General features: G+C 65.2%; 13 protein-coding genes. 5 read left to right on the forward strand and 8 right to left on the reverse strand.

The genetic code is table 11. From position 1 onward, the window contains the following. Positions 1-104: 104 nt before the first annotated feature. Genes ACLBKS_RS11580 through ACLBKS_RS11600 form a run of 5 tightly spaced genes read right to left on the reverse strand, consistent with a single transcriptional unit; the run spans position 105 to position 6,258 of the window. On the reverse strand, positions 105-1,100 hold the full coding sequence (locus ACLBKS_RS11580) for a Bug family tripartite tricarboxylate transporter substrate binding protein (protein WP_410192954.1): 996 nt from the start codon (positions 1,098-1,100) through the stop codon (positions 105-107). 28 nt (positions 1,101-1,128) lie between these two features. Continuing rightward, positions 1,129-1,542, reverse strand: coding sequence for a hypothetical protein (locus ACLBKS_RS11585; protein ID WP_410192955.1), 414 nt, complete (start codon positions 1,540-1,542; stop codon positions 1,129-1,131). Positions 1,543-1,560: 18 nt separating this feature from the next. Then, the gene (locus ACLBKS_RS11590) at positions 1,561-3,312 is read right to left on the reverse strand and encodes a hydantoinase B/oxoprolinase family protein (RefSeq protein ID WP_410192956.1); all 1,752 of its coding nucleotides are present in this window, start codon (positions 3,310-3,312) and stop codon (positions 1,561-1,563) included. Continuing rightward, a complete protein-coding gene (locus tag ACLBKS_RS11595) occupies positions 3,309-5,396 on the reverse strand; it encodes a hydantoinase/oxoprolinase family protein (RefSeq protein ID WP_410192957.1) in 2,088 nt (695 codons plus the stop codon). Before ACLBKS_RS11595 ends, ACLBKS_RS11590 begins: the two co-directional genes overlap by 4 nt. A 7-nt stretch (positions 5,397-5,403) precedes the next feature. Beyond that, positions 5,404-6,258 carry a fumarylacetoacetate hydrolase family protein gene (locus ACLBKS_RS11600; RefSeq protein WP_410192958.1) on the reverse strand — a complete coding sequence of 285 codons (855 nt, stop codon included), beginning with the start codon at positions 6,256-6,258 and terminating at the stop codon, positions 5,404-5,406. A gap of 134 nt (positions 6,259-6,392) precedes the next feature. Between ACLBKS_RS11600 and ACLBKS_RS11605 the strand changes: the two genes are divergently transcribed. Continuing rightward, positions 6,393-7,337, forward strand: a complete 945-nt coding sequence (locus ACLBKS_RS11605) for a LysR family transcriptional regulator (protein WP_410192959.1) — start codon at positions 6,393-6,395, stop codon at positions 7,335-7,337. Positions 7,338-7,410: 73 nt separating this feature from the next. On the opposite strand, the gene ACLBKS_RS11610 is transcribed toward ACLBKS_RS11605, so the two are convergent. Beyond that, a complete protein-coding gene (locus tag ACLBKS_RS11610) occupies positions 7,411-9,285 on the reverse strand; it encodes a methyl-accepting chemotaxis protein (protein ID WP_410192960.1) in 1,875 nt (624 codons plus the stop codon). A gap of 446 nt (positions 9,286-9,731) precedes the next feature. Between ACLBKS_RS11610 and atzF the strand changes: the two genes are divergently transcribed. The 4 genes from atzF (at position 9,732) to ACLBKS_RS11630 (ending at position 14,299) form a co-directional block, all read left to right on the forward strand. Next, the gene (atzF, locus tag ACLBKS_RS11615; RefSeq protein ID WP_410192961.1) at positions 9,732-11,495 is read left to right on the forward strand and encodes an allophanate hydrolase; all 1,764 of its coding nucleotides are present in this window, start codon (positions 9,732-9,734) and stop codon (positions 11,493-11,495) included. Between the two features lie 42 nt (positions 11,496-11,537). Continuing rightward, entirely contained in the window at positions 11,538-12,557 is a 1,020-nt protein-coding gene (locus tag ACLBKS_RS11620) for an ABC transporter substrate-binding protein (protein WP_410192962.1), read from the forward strand. Positions 12,558-12,707: 150 nt separating this feature from the next. Next, positions 12,708-13,481, forward strand: coding sequence for an ABC transporter permease (locus tag ACLBKS_RS11625; protein ID WP_410193047.1), 774 nt, complete (start codon positions 12,708-12,710; stop codon positions 13,479-13,481). Beyond that, positions 13,478-14,299: an ABC transporter ATP-binding protein gene (locus ACLBKS_RS11630; RefSeq protein ID WP_410192963.1), complete on the forward strand. Its 822-nt coding sequence runs from the start codon at positions 13,478-13,480 to the stop codon at positions 14,297-14,299. The genes ACLBKS_RS11625 and ACLBKS_RS11630 overlap by 4 nt, the downstream gene beginning before the upstream one ends. Before the next feature lie 73 nt (positions 14,300-14,372). On the opposite strand, the gene ACLBKS_RS11635 is transcribed toward ACLBKS_RS11630, so the two are convergent. After that, a complete protein-coding gene (locus ACLBKS_RS11635) occupies positions 14,373-15,077 on the reverse strand; it encodes a TetR/AcrR family transcriptional regulator (RefSeq protein WP_410192964.1) in 705 nt (234 codons plus the stop codon). Positions 15,078-15,088: 11 nt separating this feature from the next. After that, complete coding sequence (locus tag ACLBKS_RS11640; RefSeq protein WP_410192965.1) at positions 15,089-16,321, reverse strand: amidase; 1,233 nt, start codon at positions 16,319-16,321, stop codon at positions 15,089-15,091. Between the last annotated feature and the right edge of the window lie 2 nt (positions 16,322-16,323).

The raw sequence follows: 16,323 nt of genomic DNA on the forward strand, positions 1-16,323 counted from the left end.
ATTTCGCCATCGGAATGTGCTCGGGACCCCGAAACTGGATGTCTTCGGGCGATCAGGTCGTGGCCAGTACCTTGATCTCGACGGAGATCCGGGCCTGGGCTCCCTTACTCCGGTTTGTAGCCACTGCTCTTGAGCAAGGCTGCGCTCTCAGCCACATAGCGTTGGCTGTACTTCTTGAAGTCGTCGATGGTTTCGATGACAGGGTCAATCCCCAGCGGCGCATAGGCACCGGACTTGACCAGTTGCCGCGTGGCCTCGTTGATCGCCTTGTTCAGCATGTGCTGTCGCTGCGCGGGCAAGCCCTTGGGGCCCCAGACGCCATACCAGGATACGGCGACGAAGTTGGGGAAGCCGCTCTCCGCCGCCGTGGGCACTTCCGGCATCAGCGCGCTGCGCTGGGCTGAAGTCACTGCGATGGCCTTGACCTTGCCCGCCTTGGCCAGGGATTGCAGCGAGATGATGGAGTCGACCAGTATCTGCGTCGTCCCACCGGCCACGTCGGTCAGGGCAGGCGCCGTGCCCCGGTACACCACGGTCGCGAGATTGAGCTGCCCTTCCTTGGCGAGCATCAAGGTGGCCAAGTGGCTGGGCGCGCCCAACGCGGGCAGGCCCGCATACCACTTGTCCGGTTCATTGCGCGCGGCCTGCATGACTTCCTTGATGTGCGTCTGCGGCAGATTGGGTGAGATCACCATCAGCAGGGGAGCGGTTGCGGTCCGGGCGATGAAGCTGAAGTCGGTCAAGGGATCGTAGGGGGGCTTGGCCATCGCTTCTTTGGTCAGCACCTGGGTCGCCGCAGAGAACAGCAGTGTCAGGCCGTCGGCCGGCGCTGTTTGAACGGCCTTGCCACCAATCGCGCCGCTGGCCCCTGGGCGGTTGTCGACGATGACCGGCACACCCAGATCGGTTTGCAACTGCTTGGCGAGCAGGCGGGCGGCGTTGTCCACACCGCCCCCCGCGGCAAAGGGAACGATGATCTTGACCGGGCCGTCAGGGAATTTTTCCTGGGCCGCGCCGGTGCTGGCGATGAGCAATCCCATGAGTAAGCCCATGAGTAATTCCATGACCAAGCTCAGCAATTTCCGGATACGGGTGTGCATCGTTGTCTCCTGAAGAAAATTGAAATCGTCAAACCTCGCCACGGTACGCGCCGCGCCATGCCTTGGAGCCGCCCAACAGGGGTGCGGCCAGGGCCGGTCCATGCAGTTCCGCATAGGACCGCAGGGTCCTGTCCATGCGAGGCAGCAACCACTCCGCGACCGCCGCGCTGGCCTCTCCGTCGCTCAGGCGTTGCAGGATGTCGCGAATGGCCTGGGGCTGCGCGGCCAGGGGGCCCCGCGCCAGCAGAAAAGTGACCACGTCGCTCATTCCTTCCCGTTCGCTGCGGGCCAGGAAATAGTCAGCGATGTCACGCTCGAAGTCCTCCAGCGTGATGGTCACGCCACTCATGGCGCAGGCGCAACCCAGCGCGATGTGCTGGGCCGCCAGCCGATGCCAAAGCATGGACAAGTCGCCGGCTTGGTCGCATTGGTGCGTGTCCATGGTGGTCCCTCTCCCGTGTCATTGGGCGCGACGCCGCGCGGTTGCCTGAGCATGGACCTGCAAGCCCTCGTCCAGCACGACGCCATAGAGTTGCTCGGCTTGCGCGCGGCTCACGTAGCCTTCACGCACGTCCTCGGCAACCAATTCGGCGTCGCGTTCCAAGGGGTTGCCGAATCCGCCGCCGCCGCCTGACAACATTTTGTAGGCGTCGCCACGTTCCAGGCGCACATTGAAAATCTTGGCGTTGGGGTGGTCGGTTTTCCATTGCCCTTGGTGCCGCACCGCCAGGCCGTTGCCCATGGCGTCGCCACCGCCTTCCAGTCCCCAGGGCTTGCAGTGCACGCGGTCGATGCGGGTGGTGACCGTGAAGGGCGAGAGCGCCTGCACCACCATCTCGGCGCCCAGGCCGCCGCGATGCCTGCCCGCGCCGCCCGAATCCTGGCGGATCTCGTATTTCTCCACCAGCACCGGGTACTTGGCTTCCAGCTGTTCGGTCGGGCTGTTGTGGGTGTCGCCGTCGTTGATGCAGACGGTGACGGACACCCCGTCCTCGCTGCTTTTGGCGCCCCAGCCGCCACCCAGTGGGCCGATGCCCACGATGAACAGCCGACCGTCCTCGGGTGAGATCCCGTGGATGTTGGGGAAGACCAGGTCGGCGTGGTGGCCCGCGATCGAACGATGGGGGATGGCCGGCGCCAGGGCCTTGAAGATGGTGTCGATCACCGTCATGGGGAAGGTCATCCAGACGCGCATGGGATAGGGCCGTTCCGCGCTGATCACGGTGCCCATGGGCATGATCACCTTGAGCGGGCGGAAACTGCCGTCGTTGACCGGGTAGTCGGTGGGCGTGGTCAGGCATTTGTAGGCGACCTGCGCGCAGGCGATGCCAGTGGTGAAGCCGGAGTTGTAGAAGCCCTTGACCTGCTTGCTGACGTCCGACAGGTCGATGGTCATCTCGTCGCTCTGGACCGTGACCTTCACCCGGATCGGGATGCGCTTGCCGATCTCCAGGCCGTCGTCGTCCATGAAGGATTCGGCTTCGTAGGTACCGTCGGGGATGGAGAGGGTGTTCTCGCGAGCCACGGCCTCGGAGGCGTCCATGATCTGCTGGATCGCGCCATGCACCGCGTCAGCACCATAGCGTTGCAGCAGTTCGACATAACGTCGCTCGCCCGTGGTGATGGCGGTGATCTGGGCGCGCAGATCACCCATGGCCCGCTCGGAGAGACGCACGTTCATCGCGATGATGTCGATGAGGTCCTGGTTGACCACGCCTTCGCGCTGGTACTTCACGATCGGGATCTGGATGCCTTCGCTGTAGATGTCGGTCGTCACATTGCCCAGCGTTCCGCCCACGTCGAGCCAGTGCGCCATGCAGCAGGTGAAGCCCTGGAGCAGGCCTTCGTGAAAGACCGGCATCGTGAAGGTGAAGTGGTTCAGGTGACTGCCCGTGGTGTAGGCATCGTTGGTCACCAGGATGTCACCCGGCTTGATGTTGTCGTAGCCAAAGTGACGAATCTTCGCCTTCACCGTCTCGGACATGCCGCGGATGAACATTGGCAGGCCGAGGCCGATGGAAACGGTGTCCCCTTCCTTGGTGAAGAGGCCGACGGTGAAATCCAGCGCCTCGTAGATGATCAGGTTGTAGGCCGTGCGCGTGAGGTTGGTCTTCATTTCTTCCGTCACGGCATACAGGCCGTTGCGGATGATTTCGACGGTGACCGGGTCCACGCCGTTCGTCTGGGTCTTGGCAGTGGCTTGCAGGCTCATGTCCGTTCGCTCCCAATGGCGATTTGCAGGTTTCCGAGTTCGTCCACGGTCAGCTTGTCGCCAGGTTGAACGACCGTGGTGGAGGCATGTTCTTCGATCAGCGCGGGGCCCGCGATGACGTTGCCCGCCAGCAGTTGCTCGCGCATGTAAACCGGCGTGTCGATCCATCCCGTCGCGCGGAAGTAAACCGGTTTGGTAGCACGCATCGCCTGAGGCGTGGGCGTGGTGGTGCCGGGTTCCACGCTGTGCCGAGGCGGCTTTTTCATCGTGCCCAACACGGTGACGCGCAGGCTGACCAAATCCGCCGGTTCCTTCGGCGCGGACGTGCCATAGCGCACCTGGTGCAACTCGTCGAACTGCCGTTTGATCGCGGCCCGATCCTTGGCCGCGAAGAAGGCCTGCGGCAGGTCCACGGTCACCGCGTGTTCCTGGCCGACGTAACGCATGTCGGCGGCGCGCTCGATGACCACGCCTTCCGGCTTCACGCCCGACTGCGCCAGCGCCGCGCGGCCTTCGTCTTCCATGGACTGGTAGGCCGCCTCGATGTCATCGAAGGACACGTCATTGAGTTTGCGAAAGACCGAGCGCACGTAGTCATAGCGCAAATCGGAGAACAGCATGCCGTAGGCCGAGAAGTAGCCTGGCGCGTAGGGAATCAAGACCTTGCGGATGCCGATCTCCCGGGCGATGGCCGATGCGTGCAGCGGACCGGCGCCTCCGTAGACCACCATGGCGAAGTTGCCGGCGTCCAGGCCGCGTTCCGTGGTCACGGCCTTGACCGCGTGGGACATCTGCGTCACCGCGATGCGCAGGATGCCGTCGGCCGCCTCGGTCAGGTCCAGCCCCAGCGGGCCGGCCACCCGATCCTGCATCTGGCGTCGGCAGCCTTCCAAGTCCAGCTTGAGTTCACCGCCCAGGAAGTGATCCGCGTCCAGGCGGCCGAGCAGCAGGTTGGCGTCCGTGACCGTGGGGTCCTGACCGCCGCGGCCGTAGGCCACCGGTCCGGGAATGGAGCCCGCGCTTTGCGGACCGACGCGCAGCGCCTTGCCGGTCTCGACGCGCGCGATCGATCCGCCACCCGTTCCGACTTCATGGATGTCCATCATCGGAATCTGGATGGGCAGCGCACGCTCGTAGCCGCCAATCAGCGCCGAGCCCGTGGTGAGCGGGCGACCCTCGCTGATCACCCCGGCCTTGGCCGTGGTGCCGCCCATGTCGAAGGCAATGGCGTCGCCCATGCCCAGTTGGGCGCAGATGGCCTGCGCGCCGATCACCCCGGCGGCGGGACCGGACTCGAGCATGCGCACGCAACCCACCTTGGCATGCGCCACCGGGAACAAGCCGCCGGTGGACTGCACGATGTAGAAGTCGCCCCCGAAGCCTTGGTCGCCCAGGTGCCGCTCGAGTTGGCCCAGGTACTCGCTGACGCGCGGGCCGACATAGGCATTGGCGACCGCCGTGGACACGCGCTCGAACTCGCGGTATTCCTGGGACAGTTCATGCGAGGCGCAGACGAAGGCGCCTGGCAGTTCTTCCTGCAGGATCTGCTTGACGCGTTGTTCGTGCGCCGGGTTGCGGTAGGAGTGCAGCAGCAGCACGGCGACGGCCTCGATGTTCTGGCTTCTGAGTTCGCGTGCAAGCTGTCTCACGGCGGCTTCATCCAGCGGCTTGTGGATGCTGCCGTCGGCACGCAAGCGCTCGGCCACTTCATGACGCAGCGAACGCTTGACCAGAGGCTGGTGCTTGTTGAAGAAAAGGTTGTAGGCATCGGGCCGGTTCACGCGGCCGATTTCGTAGATGTCACGAAATCCCTCGGTGATCAGCAGTGCGGTCTTGGCCCCGTTGCGCTCCAGCAAGGTGTTGATGGCGATGGTCGAGCCGTGCAGGAACAGGCGACCATCGCGCCAGTCGATGCGCGCGCTGTTGATGGTGTCCTGGATGCCCTTGACGAGTTCGCCATGGGTGGAAAGCGCCTTGCCGAACAGCAGTTTGCCGCTGGTCTCGTCAAAGGCCGCCATGTCGGTGAAGGTGCCGCCGATATCGACGGCGATGCGCAGCGACTGATGGGATGAGCTTGCGTTCATGGCGTGCTCAAGCCTCGTCGGTGATGACGTTGCGCAGAACGCCCAATCCGGTGATCTCGATTTCGATCACGTCACCGGCCTTCATGTAGACCGGCGGCTCGCGGCGGTCACCGACGCCGCCGGGCGTGCCGGTCGCGATCACGTCGCCAGGCGAGAGTGGTGTGAAGCCCGACAGGTATTCGATGATGACGGGAAGGGTGTAGATCAGGTCGGCCAGGGAGGCTTGCTGCATCACCTGGCCATTCAGGCGCGACGCGATCGTCAGCTGGTTCACGTCGGGGATCTCGCGAGTCGTGGCCATGTAGGGCCCGAAAGGCCCGGTGGACGGGAAGTTCTTGCCCGGGGTCCATTGGTGGGTATGCCGTTGCCAGTCGCGCGCGGTGCCGTCATTGAAGCAGGCATAACCGGCGATGTGCTCAAACGCCTGGGCCTGTGGGATGGCGCGTCCGCCCTTGCCGATGATGACGGCCAGTTCCGCCTCGAAATCGAAGCGCTGCGTTGCTTTGGGCTTGGGCATCTTGGCGCCATGCGCCAGCAGGCTGTCCGCGTAGCGCGTGAAGATGGCCGGGTACTCGCTGTCAGGGCGCTTGGTCTCGGCGACGTGGGATTTGTAGTTCAGGCCCACGCACAGAATCTTGCCGGGGTTGGGGATGACCGGCAGCAAGCGCGCCTGGGCGGCTGACACAGCGCGGCCAGAGGCACGCGCCACGAGGTCCAGTTCGTCCAGCCGATCGGCGGCGATCACGGACTTGAGGTCGGGATACAGGGCTTCAAACTCCGAAGGCACCTGGATCCAGGTCTGCTGATCTTTCCAAACACCGTAACTCGCACGGCCCTCGATCTCAAAACTCACGAAACTCATGTCTTGCTTTCTTGGTTGTCACCTGACGGTGGCTGGGTTGTCCATGAGGGGCAGTCTAGGAATGCTCGAGTCATCTGCATAGAATGCACTCGTAGATTTCAGAAATGCCAAATAAGGCATAACAGAGTCCGCAGATGCAGTTTCAGATTCAGGATTTCCGACTGTTCCTGGAGGTCGCTGAGTTGGGCAGTTTCACCAAAGTCGCCGCACGGCGCCAGACGGTCCAATCCCACATCAGCCGTCAAATCAGCGCGCTTGAAAAGGCGTGCGGTGGCCCCTTGTTCCGGCGCACGGGCCGGGGCGTGGCCTTGACCGAATTCGGACAGCATGTCGAACGGCGGGTCAGGCTCTGGCTGAGCGGCTGTGACGAGCTGTTCGCGGAGATCCGGCAAACGTCCACCGTGCCCATGGGAGAGGTGCGCATCGGCATCCTCCCCTCGGTGGCGCACCCCTTGATGAGCCATGTGTTCAGTCGCTTGCGACAGGACTATCCCCGAATCGTGCTCAACGTGCGCGAGGGGCAGGGCGGAGAGTTGGACGCCATGCTCGACACTGGTGGCGTGGACATGGCGATCCTTTTCCGATTTGACAAGCCTCGCAGCCCCGACGAAATCCTGCTGGCGACGGTGGACACCTATCTGGTGTCCAGTCCTGGCGCGGCCCGCACGCAGGGTGAGACCGTGGGCTTCAGGATGCTCGAAGGCCTGTCCTTGGTGCTGCCGCGACGTCCCGCGCATTGGCGGGCCATCCTGGACGAGACGGCCCGCAGCCAGGGCTTCCACCTGCAGACCGTGATCGATGCGGATTCCCTGCGTCTCCAGAAGCAGGTTCTGGTTGATCACCCGAATCTGTACGCGCTGCTGGGTCCGTTTTCCATTGACGAGGAGTTGCGTCAGGGCAAGTTGCAGGCCGCCAAGCTGGTGGGGCCTGAGCTCAAACGGTATGTCACCTTGGCGCATCCGAAATGGGGTCAGCTGACCCAGGCCAGCCGCATCGTTTCACGTCTGATACGGGAGACCGTGCAGTCTTGGGGCGGGCAACTCAAGCCGTCCGCCCCAGGCGAGAGCCCCGTCGTTTGACGTTCTGGATGCAGTGGAGGATGGGCGCAGCGCACAGCCCCCTCGCAGGCAAGTGCCTGCGTTGCGCGTTTCGTCAGAAGGTTTCCCAGTCGCCCTCCTCACCGCGGGCGCTGGCGGCGGCGGCAGGCGGGGCTTTGATGGGTGTCGTCGCCGATGCTGGCAGGGCCGCCTGCGGGGGCGCGCTCCGGGCTGCCGGTTTCGCGAGGGGCTTGGATGCGGCGGTCGTTGCGGGTCGGGACAGGCTGCTCACCGCGGGCCGCTGAGGGCTGTCTCCTGCAGCTGACTGGGTGGTCGGGGGCGCGACGGTCGGCGCTGCATGTGCCGATGCCGGGGCGACATGGGCGCCCAAGCCCTTGGGCGCGGATGCTCGCGCGCCACCCTGTCCGTCCAGCAGCTTGAAGACGGCCACGGCCTGAACCAGCTCATGGGCCTGGCCCTTGAGGCTGTTGGCCGCAGCCGCCATTTGCTCCACCAAGGCCGCATTCTGTTGCGTCACCTGGTCCATCTGTTGCACCGCTTCGCCGACCTGGGCAACGCCTTGGCTTTGCTCGGTGCTGGCCGCGCTGATGTCGCCCACCAGGTCCGTCACGCGCTTGATGCCCTGAACGATTTCCGACATCTTGTTGCCCGCTTGGTCCACCAGGGTGGTTCCCGCCTCGACCCGGTGCACGCTGTCCGTGATCAGGGTCTTGATCTCCTTGGCGGCTTCGGCGCTGCGCTGGGCCAGATTGCGCACCTCACCCGCCACCACGGCGAAGCCGCGGCCCTGCTCGCCCGCTCGTGCCGCCTCCACCGCCGCGTTCAAGGCGAGGATGTTGGTCTGGAAAGCGATGCCGTCAATCACGCTGATGATGTCGGCGATCTTCTTGCTCGCGTCACTGATGCCTCGCATGGTCTCGATCACTTGCGAGACCACCTCGCCACCCTCCACCGCGACGGACGATGCGCTTTGAGCGAGCTGGTTGGCTTGGCGCGCGTTGTCGGCGTTCTGGGTGACGGTGGAGGACAGTTCCTCCATCGATGCGGCCGTTTCTTCCAAGGAGCTGGCTTGGGTCTCGGTGCGCGCGCTCAGGTCTTGGTTGCCCTGCGCGATTTCGGCGCTGGCCGTGGCCACCGACTCGGACCCCACGCGCACCGTGCTCACCACCCGGGACAGGTTTTCCTGCATGTGTGCCAGTGAGCGCAGCAACTGCGCGGTTTCGTCCTTGCCCTCCACCACGACCCGGCTCGACAGATCGCCTGCGGCCACGGTTTCGGCCAGCGTCACGGCTCGCCCGACGGGGGCCGTGATGGAGCGCGTGATCACGAAGGCGACGAAGACACCCAGCAAGATCGCGATGGTGGTCAACGCGATGATGGAAGCCATGGCCGTGTCGTAAACCCCCTTGGCACGCACCTCCGCGTCGTCGCTGGCCTGGTACTCAAAGTTGGCCAGCTCATCCACCGCTGCTTGCCAGTCGCGCTGGGCGGGCAGCGCGTCGCGCGTCAGGATCTGCGTGGCTTCTACATTGTCGTTGGCGAGGCCAAGTTCCACGACCTTGTCCGTGATGGCCTCGGCCCGAGCCCTGAGCGTGCGGGTTTTGGCGAGCGCCTCTTTTTCACGGGGGCTCGTGCTGGCCAGACTTTCCAGCATCTTGGCAAGGTCAGCTTCCAGTTTGGAGTAATCCTTGCGCGTGTCGAGCAGACTCTTGTGCGCGGCGCGCATGCCCGCTTCTTCCGTCTGGAGCACCACGTCACGCGCCAGCGCACCGATGTGCGTGATGGTCTCGCTCATGTTCTCGGTCAGCTTCACTTTCTCGTTGTTCTCATCGGTGATGGCTTGCAGTTCCGTGTAGACCTGCGCCATGCGGCTGATGCCCAGCAGCGAGACCACCGCGAGCAGAACCAGGATCACGCCGAATCCCAGGCCCAGCCTGGCGCCAATGCGCATGTTCTTCAGAGCGTTCACGATGTTTCCTCAGAGTGGTTTTGAGAGAGATCCTGATCCATGAAAGGCCACAGCGCACGCTGACGTTGAAAGCGCGCGACAACCCAACGCCAGCCGTGACCCGTGGAACGCCATGCGCCCAGGCGACCACTTGCGCGGTTTCCTGGCCATGGCCACGGTCCGAGATGCCGACCACGACGCTTCCAATTGGGCTGGGCAGCGAAGTAAAACGCAGCCGGATTCAAAGCGTCAAAGCGCAAGGCGCTAATTTAGCCATTCAAGGGTGCGGCGGCGCCTCCTTTGCCGATTCCGTGGGCACGCGTCAAGCCATAGCGTGAAAAATTCACTGCAAATGCGCGAGCAAATGGCCGGTTGTCCAGCCGTTTGCTCTGCGTCGCCACTTGTGCCGGCCATGGCTTGGCATGCATGTTGCATGTTTTCATGTATACAAGATGAATTGCGGCTCCATGGTGCACCCTCCTACTCCTGACTCAGATTCCAACCCCGCTCCAACTCCGTTGGAGGCTGCGCGCGCCTGGATAAGCCGCTGCGAAACACCCTTGCCAGGCGCGGCGGCGGGCCCCTTGCGGGGGATACGCTTCGCTGTGAAAGACAACATCGACGCGGCGGGTCTGCCCACCACAGCCGCCTGTGCTGCTTTCGCGCGCACGCCGTCGGCTCACGCTACCGTGGTGCGTAAGCTGCTCGATGCCGGTGCATCCTTGGCGGGCAAGACCAACCTGGACCAGTTTGCGTGCGGGCTGAACGGCACACGTTCGCCCTGGGGCGCGGTGCCCAATGCCTTCGACCCGGCTTATGTCTCTGGTGGTTCCAGTTCCGGCTCGGCCTATGTGGTGGCGACGGGCCAGGTGGACTTTGCCCTGGGCACTGACACGGCGGGTTCGGGCCGGGTACCGGCTGGCCTGAACAACATCGTCGGGCTCAAACCGTCCAAAGGACTGATCAGCGCTCGGGGCGTGGTGCCGGCCGCGCAGAGTGTGGACTGCGTTTCCATCTTCGCGCGCAGCGTGGGGCTGGCTGCGCAGGTGTTGGACGCGGCGCGCGGCCACGACGCCGAAGACCCGTATTCCCGCGCGCTGACGTTGGCGGATCGGCCTTTCCCCAACACCTTCCGCTTTGGCGTGCCCGACGTGCTGACCTTCTTCGGCGACACGCTGGCCGAGGCTGAGTTCGACCGCGCGCGCGCGCGTCTGCGCGAGCTGGGTGGGGTGGAAGTGCGCTTCGCTTACCAACCCTTCGCCGAGGCGGCGGCGCTGCTGTACGAAAGCGCTCTGGTGGCCGAGCGCTATGCCGCCATCCGCGACTTCTTCGACACGCATGAGGCGGACGTGATGGAGCCCGTGCGGGGCATCATCGCCCAGGGGCGCTCTTATGACGCTGCGGACCTTTGCATCGCTCAAACCCGTTTGCGCGCTTTGGGTCAGCAGGCCGCGGCGCAGTGGCGAGAAGCGGGTGGACAGGGCATGGACGTGATGCTCGTGCCCACGGCGCCCACGCACTACACCATCGCGCAGATGCAGGCCGACCCGGTGGTGCTCAACCGCAACCTGGGCGCCTACACCAACTTCGTCAACCTGCTGGATTACGCGGCCCTGTCCGTGCCCAGCAGCATTCGCCCCGATGGCCTTCCGTTCGGCATCACGCTGATCGGCCCCTGCGGCAGCGACTGGCAGCTCGCTGAGCTGGGCCAACGCTACCACCACGCCACGGGCCTGACGCAAGGGGCGACGGGCGAGCCCCTGCCCGCGCCGACGCCCATCCCGGGCATCCAAACCCAAACCGCCGCGTCGATGGTGCGCGTGGCCGTTGTGGGCGCGCACCTGTCCGGCATGCCCCTCAACGTCCAACTCACCGAACGTGGCGCTCGACTGCTCTCGCAGACCACGACGGCGCCTTGCTACCGGCTTTATGCCTTGCCTGGCACCGTGCCGCCCAAGCCCGGCCTGCAACGCGTGGCCGATGGGCAGGGCGCACGCATCGCGGTCGAGGTTTGGGAGATGCCGATCGAGCACTACGGCTCCTTCGTCGCCCTCGTGCCTGCGCCCTTGGGCATTGGCACGCTGACGCTGGACGGCGGCGCCAGCGTTCAGGGCTTTCTTTGCGAGGGGCTGGCCCTGGAAGGCGCCCTGGACATCACGGCCCACGGCGGCTGGCGGGCCTACCTCGCGGCGCAAGCCGTGCCGACCGCGTCGCGCGATACGCAGGCCTGAAATATGCGTGCCTCTCTTCAACCCACTGTGCAGGAGTTTTCCATGAAAGACAGCCAACTCTCCGTCCCGTCCTCCGCCGCGAGCACGCGCCGCAAGCTCGTGCAGGCGGTCGGCGCCGCTACCGCGCTGGGCGTGCTGGGCGCACCGGCTCTGGTGCGCGCGCAAAGTGGTCCCAAGATCCGCATCGGCTACTGGCCCATCGCAGCGGGCCTGCCTTTCTACACGGCGATCGAACGCGGCTTCTTCAAGGAAGCGGGCCTGGACGTGGAGGCCTTGCGCTTCGCGGGCGCCCAGCAGGTGATGGAGGCCGTGCTGTCTGACCGCGCCGACGGCACGGCCAACGGCACCGGTTCGGCCAACATCGCCATCGGTGAGCTGGCCCAGCCCGGTACCTTCAAGATCTTCTGTTCCAACCCCAGCAACGCCAAGAACGTGCTGGACCAAGTGCTGGTGCCCAAGGACAGCCCTGCCAAGACCATTGCCGACCTCAAGGGCAAGCGCGTGGCTTCTGGCCCCGGCATCCAGAACGTGACCCTGGCCAAGACCGTGTTTGAGAAGGGCGGCGCCACCGGCGTGACTGTGGTCGAGTTGCCCATTGGCCAGCATGTGGCCGCGCTCGCCGCGGGCCAAGTCGATGGTTGCTACACCCTGGAGCCCACGGGCACGATAGGTCGCATGAATGGCACCACGCGCATGCTTGAAGCCGGCGTGATCGCCAAGTACGTGCTGGGCGACCCGATGGCGCCGTGGTTCGGTGGCTCGGCCTCGCTGTCCTCGGCCTTCATCAAGAAGTACCCGGCCGAGGCCAAGAAATTCATCGCGGCCTATGGCAAGGGCGTGCAGTTCGTGCGCAGTCAGGCCGTGGAAGCGCGCCAGTACCTCAAGGGCTACACCGCCATCGAAGGTGCGCTGACGGGTGAGGTGCCGCTGGCCGCCTACACCATGTACAACGAGTTCACGCCCGCCGACGTGGCGCACTTCCAGAAGTTCTTCGACCTGTTCGCCGAGAAGGGCATCTTCTCCTCGCGCTTGATGGTCGACAGCATGCTTTACAAAGGGTGAAATCATGACGACCCCTACTTTCGCCGCGTTGCGGTTTCTCTGCCCCCCAAGGGGGTCCATGGCGCCTTGGGGCGGCCCGGCGGCACCATGATGGCGGAGTCCACCCCTCACAAGGTCGCAGCCACGCCCTGGGCCCAGGCCGCGGCGAAGATGCCTGCGGCTGCGCGCAAGCGCAGCTGGGCCAAGGCCTTGCCCTTCATCGGCCCGGCCTTGCTCTTCATCGTCTGGGACCTGGTGGTGCGCTTCGGTCTGGTCAAGCCCATCTTGCTGCCGCCGCCAGCCGCCACGGTCAGCACCTTGCTCAATGGCTTGGCCGGTGGCCCGCTGCTGACCGATTTCGTGGTCACGTTGTGGCGGACCACGCAAGCCTTCCTGATCGCGGCCGTGGTGGGCGTGCCGTTGGGCGTGGTGCTCGGCAGCGCGGAGAAGGCCTATCGCAGCGTCGAGTTCCTGATCGATTTCTTTCGTTCCACCCCGTCGTCAGCGTTGATCCCGCTGTTCCTGATGATCTTCGGCGTGTCCGACATCAACAAGGTGGCCATTGCCGCGTTCGGCGCGATGCTGATCGTGGTGTTCAACAGCGCCTACGGCGTGATCAACGCGCGCAAGCAGCGCGTGATGGCGGCCAAAGTCATGGGCGCATCGCGCTGGCAGATCTTCAAGGACGTGCTGATCTGGGAAAGCCTGCAGCCCAGCTTCGTGGGTCTGCGCTCAGCGGTGTCCATGGCCCTGGTGATCGTGATCGTGGCCGAGATGTTCATCGGTTCCGACAGCGGCCTGGGCAACCGCATCATCAACGCGCAGCAGGTCATGAACGTGCGCGACATGTACGCGTCCATCCTGTCGGCGGGCATCCTGGGCTACGTGCTCAACATCCTGTTCCTGGTCATTGAACGCCGCATCGTGCATTGGAGTGGAAGATGAGTGAGGTTCTGAATGCGCCCGTTGTGGCGGACGTACCCGTGCCGCCATTCAGGCCCGGTCCGGTCGGCACCCACATCACCATCCGCGGCCTGACCAAGTACTTCGCGGGCTGGCCGCTGTACGAGAACTTCGACCTCGACATCCCCAAGGGCAAGATCGTCTCGGTCTTCGGTCCGAATGGCTGCGGCAAGTCCACGCTGATCAACATGATCGCGGGCCTGGTGCCCATCGACAGCGGCGAGATCCTGTTCGATGGCAAGTCGCTCAAGGACACCAAGATCGGCTACGTCTTCCAGAACTACCGCGAAGCGATGTTCCCTTGGATGCGCACCATCGACAACATCGCCTACCCGCTCAAGCTCGAAGGCCAGAGCAAAGCCGAGGTGGACCGCCGCATGCAGGAGTTGGTGGCCAGCTTCGACGTCAAGTTCGATCTGAACCGCTACCCCTACGAACTGTCGGGCGGGCAGCAGCAGACCGCGTCCATCATGCGCGCGCTCGCGCCCAAGCCCGAGGTGCTCTTCTTGGATGAACCATTCTCCGCGCTGGACTTCGAGATGACGCTGTTCATCCGTGAAAAGCTGCAAGAGGTTTTCATGCAGACCGGCACCACCATGTTGTTGGTCTCGCACGACCTGGAGGAGGCGGTCTACCTGGCCGACCAGGTGTTGCTGCTGACCAAGCGTCCGACCAAGGTGGCCGAGATCCTGTCTTACGACGATGCCCGTCCCCGCACGGTCGAGACCTTGTCGGAGGCCAGCTTTGTCGCGACCAAGAAGAAGAGCCTGGAAATCTTCCAGCGCGAGGTGCGTCGCTGAAGCGCCAAGCCCTTGGCGCTGGCGGGTTGGCCTCGGCGCGCCCGTCCAGCTTGGTGGCTTCAGTTGGGTGGCTTCAGTTGGGTGGCTTCAGGTAGGCCTCGACCATGGCGCGACAGGTCTGCAAGTTGGCGTTTTGCCAACTGGGCTTGAGCAGGTCGCGCTTGAGGATGTGCGAGAGCGTGTGGGCGTGTTGTCGGCCGTAATAGGCCAGGCCGGCCATGGCGATGTAGAGCTGCAGCGCATCGATGTCCGCGCGTACTTCGCCCGTGGCCGCGCCACGCGCCAATAGCTGGCGGATGCGGCTGACCACCGGCGCCGCCATTTTTGGAATGCGCTCGGACAATGACAGATGCCGGGCCTCGTTCAGGTTCTCAAAGGCCAGCAGCTTGCGCAGCTTGGGATGGTCGGCGAAGTGCTCGGCGATGAAGTCAAAGGCGCGCAGCAGTCCCTCCATTGGCGGCAGGTCGTCGGGGATGGCCTGCAATTCCGCCTGGCGCAGCTCCGCCATCACGGTGTCCAGCACCTCCAGGTACAGACCATCCTTGCCGTCGAAGTAGTGGTAGAGCATGCGGATGCTGGTGCCGGCCGCTTGCACGATGCGGTCGGTGCGCGCCCCGCTGTAACCATGGCTGGCGAACTCTTCGATGGCGGCCTCCAGCAAGCGCGCGCGGGTGCGTTCCGGGTCGCGACGGATGCCGGGACGGCTTGCGGTCTGGCTGGGCGCCTTGCGTGCCGCGGCGGGGGCGGCCGCGCTGCGCTGGGTGGGACGGGTGCTCAAAAGCGGGGTTCCTAGGCGGGCGAGAAGGCCACGGCGAGATCGAGCAGGCGCTCGTCGTTGCCTGGCGCGGAGATGAAAGACAGTCCGATCGGCAGACCGGGGGCGCGGCGCAGCGGCAAAACCAGTTGGGACAGACCCGCCAATCCGGCCAGCGCGCCCAGAGCCAGCGCGTGGTCGTAAAAAACGCTGCGTTCCTCGGCGCCTGCCGCGCGGCGCAGTGCCACCGTCGGCGCGGCCGGAACCAGCCAGGCTTCGTCCGGCCCCAGCCGCTCGCACAAGGCCTGCGCCGCCCGGCGGCGCCACTCGCGCCAGCGCGGCCCGAGGGACTCGTCCAAGGCCAGCGCGCCCGCGAAGCGGGGCGCGATCGCGGGGCCGAAGCGCGGGCGTCGCGCGCGGATCCAGGGGCCGAGGTGGGTGCGAATTTCCAAGCCCTGGAGTGTGGCATAGGCGGTGAGCCAGTCACGCCACGGAGTCTGGTCGTGTTCTTGTTCGCCCTCCACGCCTCCTTCGCCAAAGGCCAGCCGCTCTTCCCGCACATCGGCGCGCCGGGCCCAGTCCAGCAAAGCTTCGCGCACTTCGGGCGAGGCCAGGGCGATTGCGTCTCGCGCGACGCACAGGCGCAACGGGGCGCGAACATGTGCTGGGGCTGGGGCCTGCGAGTCACCGAGCAACACCTGCCCGGCGTCGCGCAGCAGCGTGGCGTCGCGCGCGAACCAGCCCACGGTGTCCAGGCTGGGCGCGAAGGGCAGCACGCCCTCCAGGGAGATGCGCCCATGGCTGGGTCGAAAGGCGTGCAAGCCGCAGAAGGCAGCGGGCACGCGCACCGAGCCGCCGGTGTCCGTGCCCAGGGCCAGGTCGGCCTCGCCCCAGGCCACGGCCACGGCGGAACCGCTGGACGAACCGCCCGGCAGGCGCTCGGGGTTCAGCGGGTGGACTGGCGTGCCGAAGAAGGCGTTCTCTCCTTCCAGGCTGAAGGCCAGTTCATCGGTGACGGTCTTGCCGACGACACGCGCACCCGCGGCGCGCAGCGCAGCCACGCACGGTGCGTCCGCGCGGGCCTCGCTCTGAGCGGACGCCCAATCGGGATTGCCGCCGCCGGTGCGCGCGCCACCCACGTCGATCAGGTCCTTGACCGCCAGCCGTACCCCGTCGAGTCGGCCGTGACGGGTCGGTTCGCGTTCCGTGCGCGGGCCAGGAATGAAAGCCCCCGAGCTTGCGCAGCTCGGTCCAACGGATCCCAGCATGC

Source organism: Hylemonella sp. W303a (genome assembly GCF_046452315.1).
GTDB lineage: Bacteria > Pseudomonadota > Gammaproteobacteria > Burkholderiales > Burkholderiaceae_C > Hylemonella.

What these genes read in the sequence shown, in the direction of transcription:
- ACLBKS_RS11620 (WP_410192962.1), top strand. Translation starts at nt 11,538, where the DNA reads ATGAAAGACAGCCAACTCTCCGTCCCGTCCTCCGCCGCGAGCACGCGC.
- ACLBKS_RS11595 (WP_410192957.1), bottom strand. Translation starts at nt 5,396, where the DNA reads ATGAACGCAAGCTCATCCCATCAGTCGCTGCGCATCGCCGTCGATATC.
- ACLBKS_RS11625 (WP_410193047.1), top strand. Translation starts at nt 12,708, where the DNA reads ATGCCTGCGGCTGCGCGCAAGCGCAGCTGGGCCAAGGCCTTGCCCTTC.
- ACLBKS_RS11630 (WP_410192963.1), top strand. Translation starts at nt 13,478, where the DNA reads ATGAGTGAGGTTCTGAATGCGCCCGTTGTGGCGGACGTACCCGTGCCG.
- ACLBKS_RS11580 (WP_410192954.1), bottom strand. Translation starts at nt 1,100, where the DNA reads ATGCACACCCGTATCCGGAAATTGCTGAGCTTGGTCATGGAATTACTC.
- ACLBKS_RS11600 (WP_410192958.1), bottom strand. Translation starts at nt 6,258, where the DNA reads ATGAGTTTCGTGAGTTTTGAGATCGAGGGCCGTGCGAGTTACGGTGTT.
- ACLBKS_RS11605 (WP_410192959.1), top strand. Translation starts at nt 6,393, where the DNA reads ATGCAGTTTCAGATTCAGGATTTCCGACTGTTCCTGGAGGTCGCTGAG.
- ACLBKS_RS11585 (WP_410192955.1), bottom strand. Translation starts at nt 1,542, where the DNA reads ATGGACACGCACCAATGCGACCAAGCCGGCGACTTGTCCATGCTTTGG.
- ACLBKS_RS11590 (WP_410192956.1), bottom strand. Translation starts at nt 3,312, where the DNA reads ATGAGCCTGCAAGCCACTGCCAAGACCCAGACGAACGGCGTGGACCCG.
- ACLBKS_RS11640 (WP_410192965.1), bottom strand. Translation starts at nt 16,321, where the DNA reads ATGCTGGGATCCGTTGGACCGAGCTGCGCAAGCTCGGGGGCTTTCATT.
- atzF (WP_410192961.1), top strand. Translation starts at nt 9,732, where the DNA reads ATGGTGCACCCTCCTACTCCTGACTCAGATTCCAACCCCGCTCCAACT.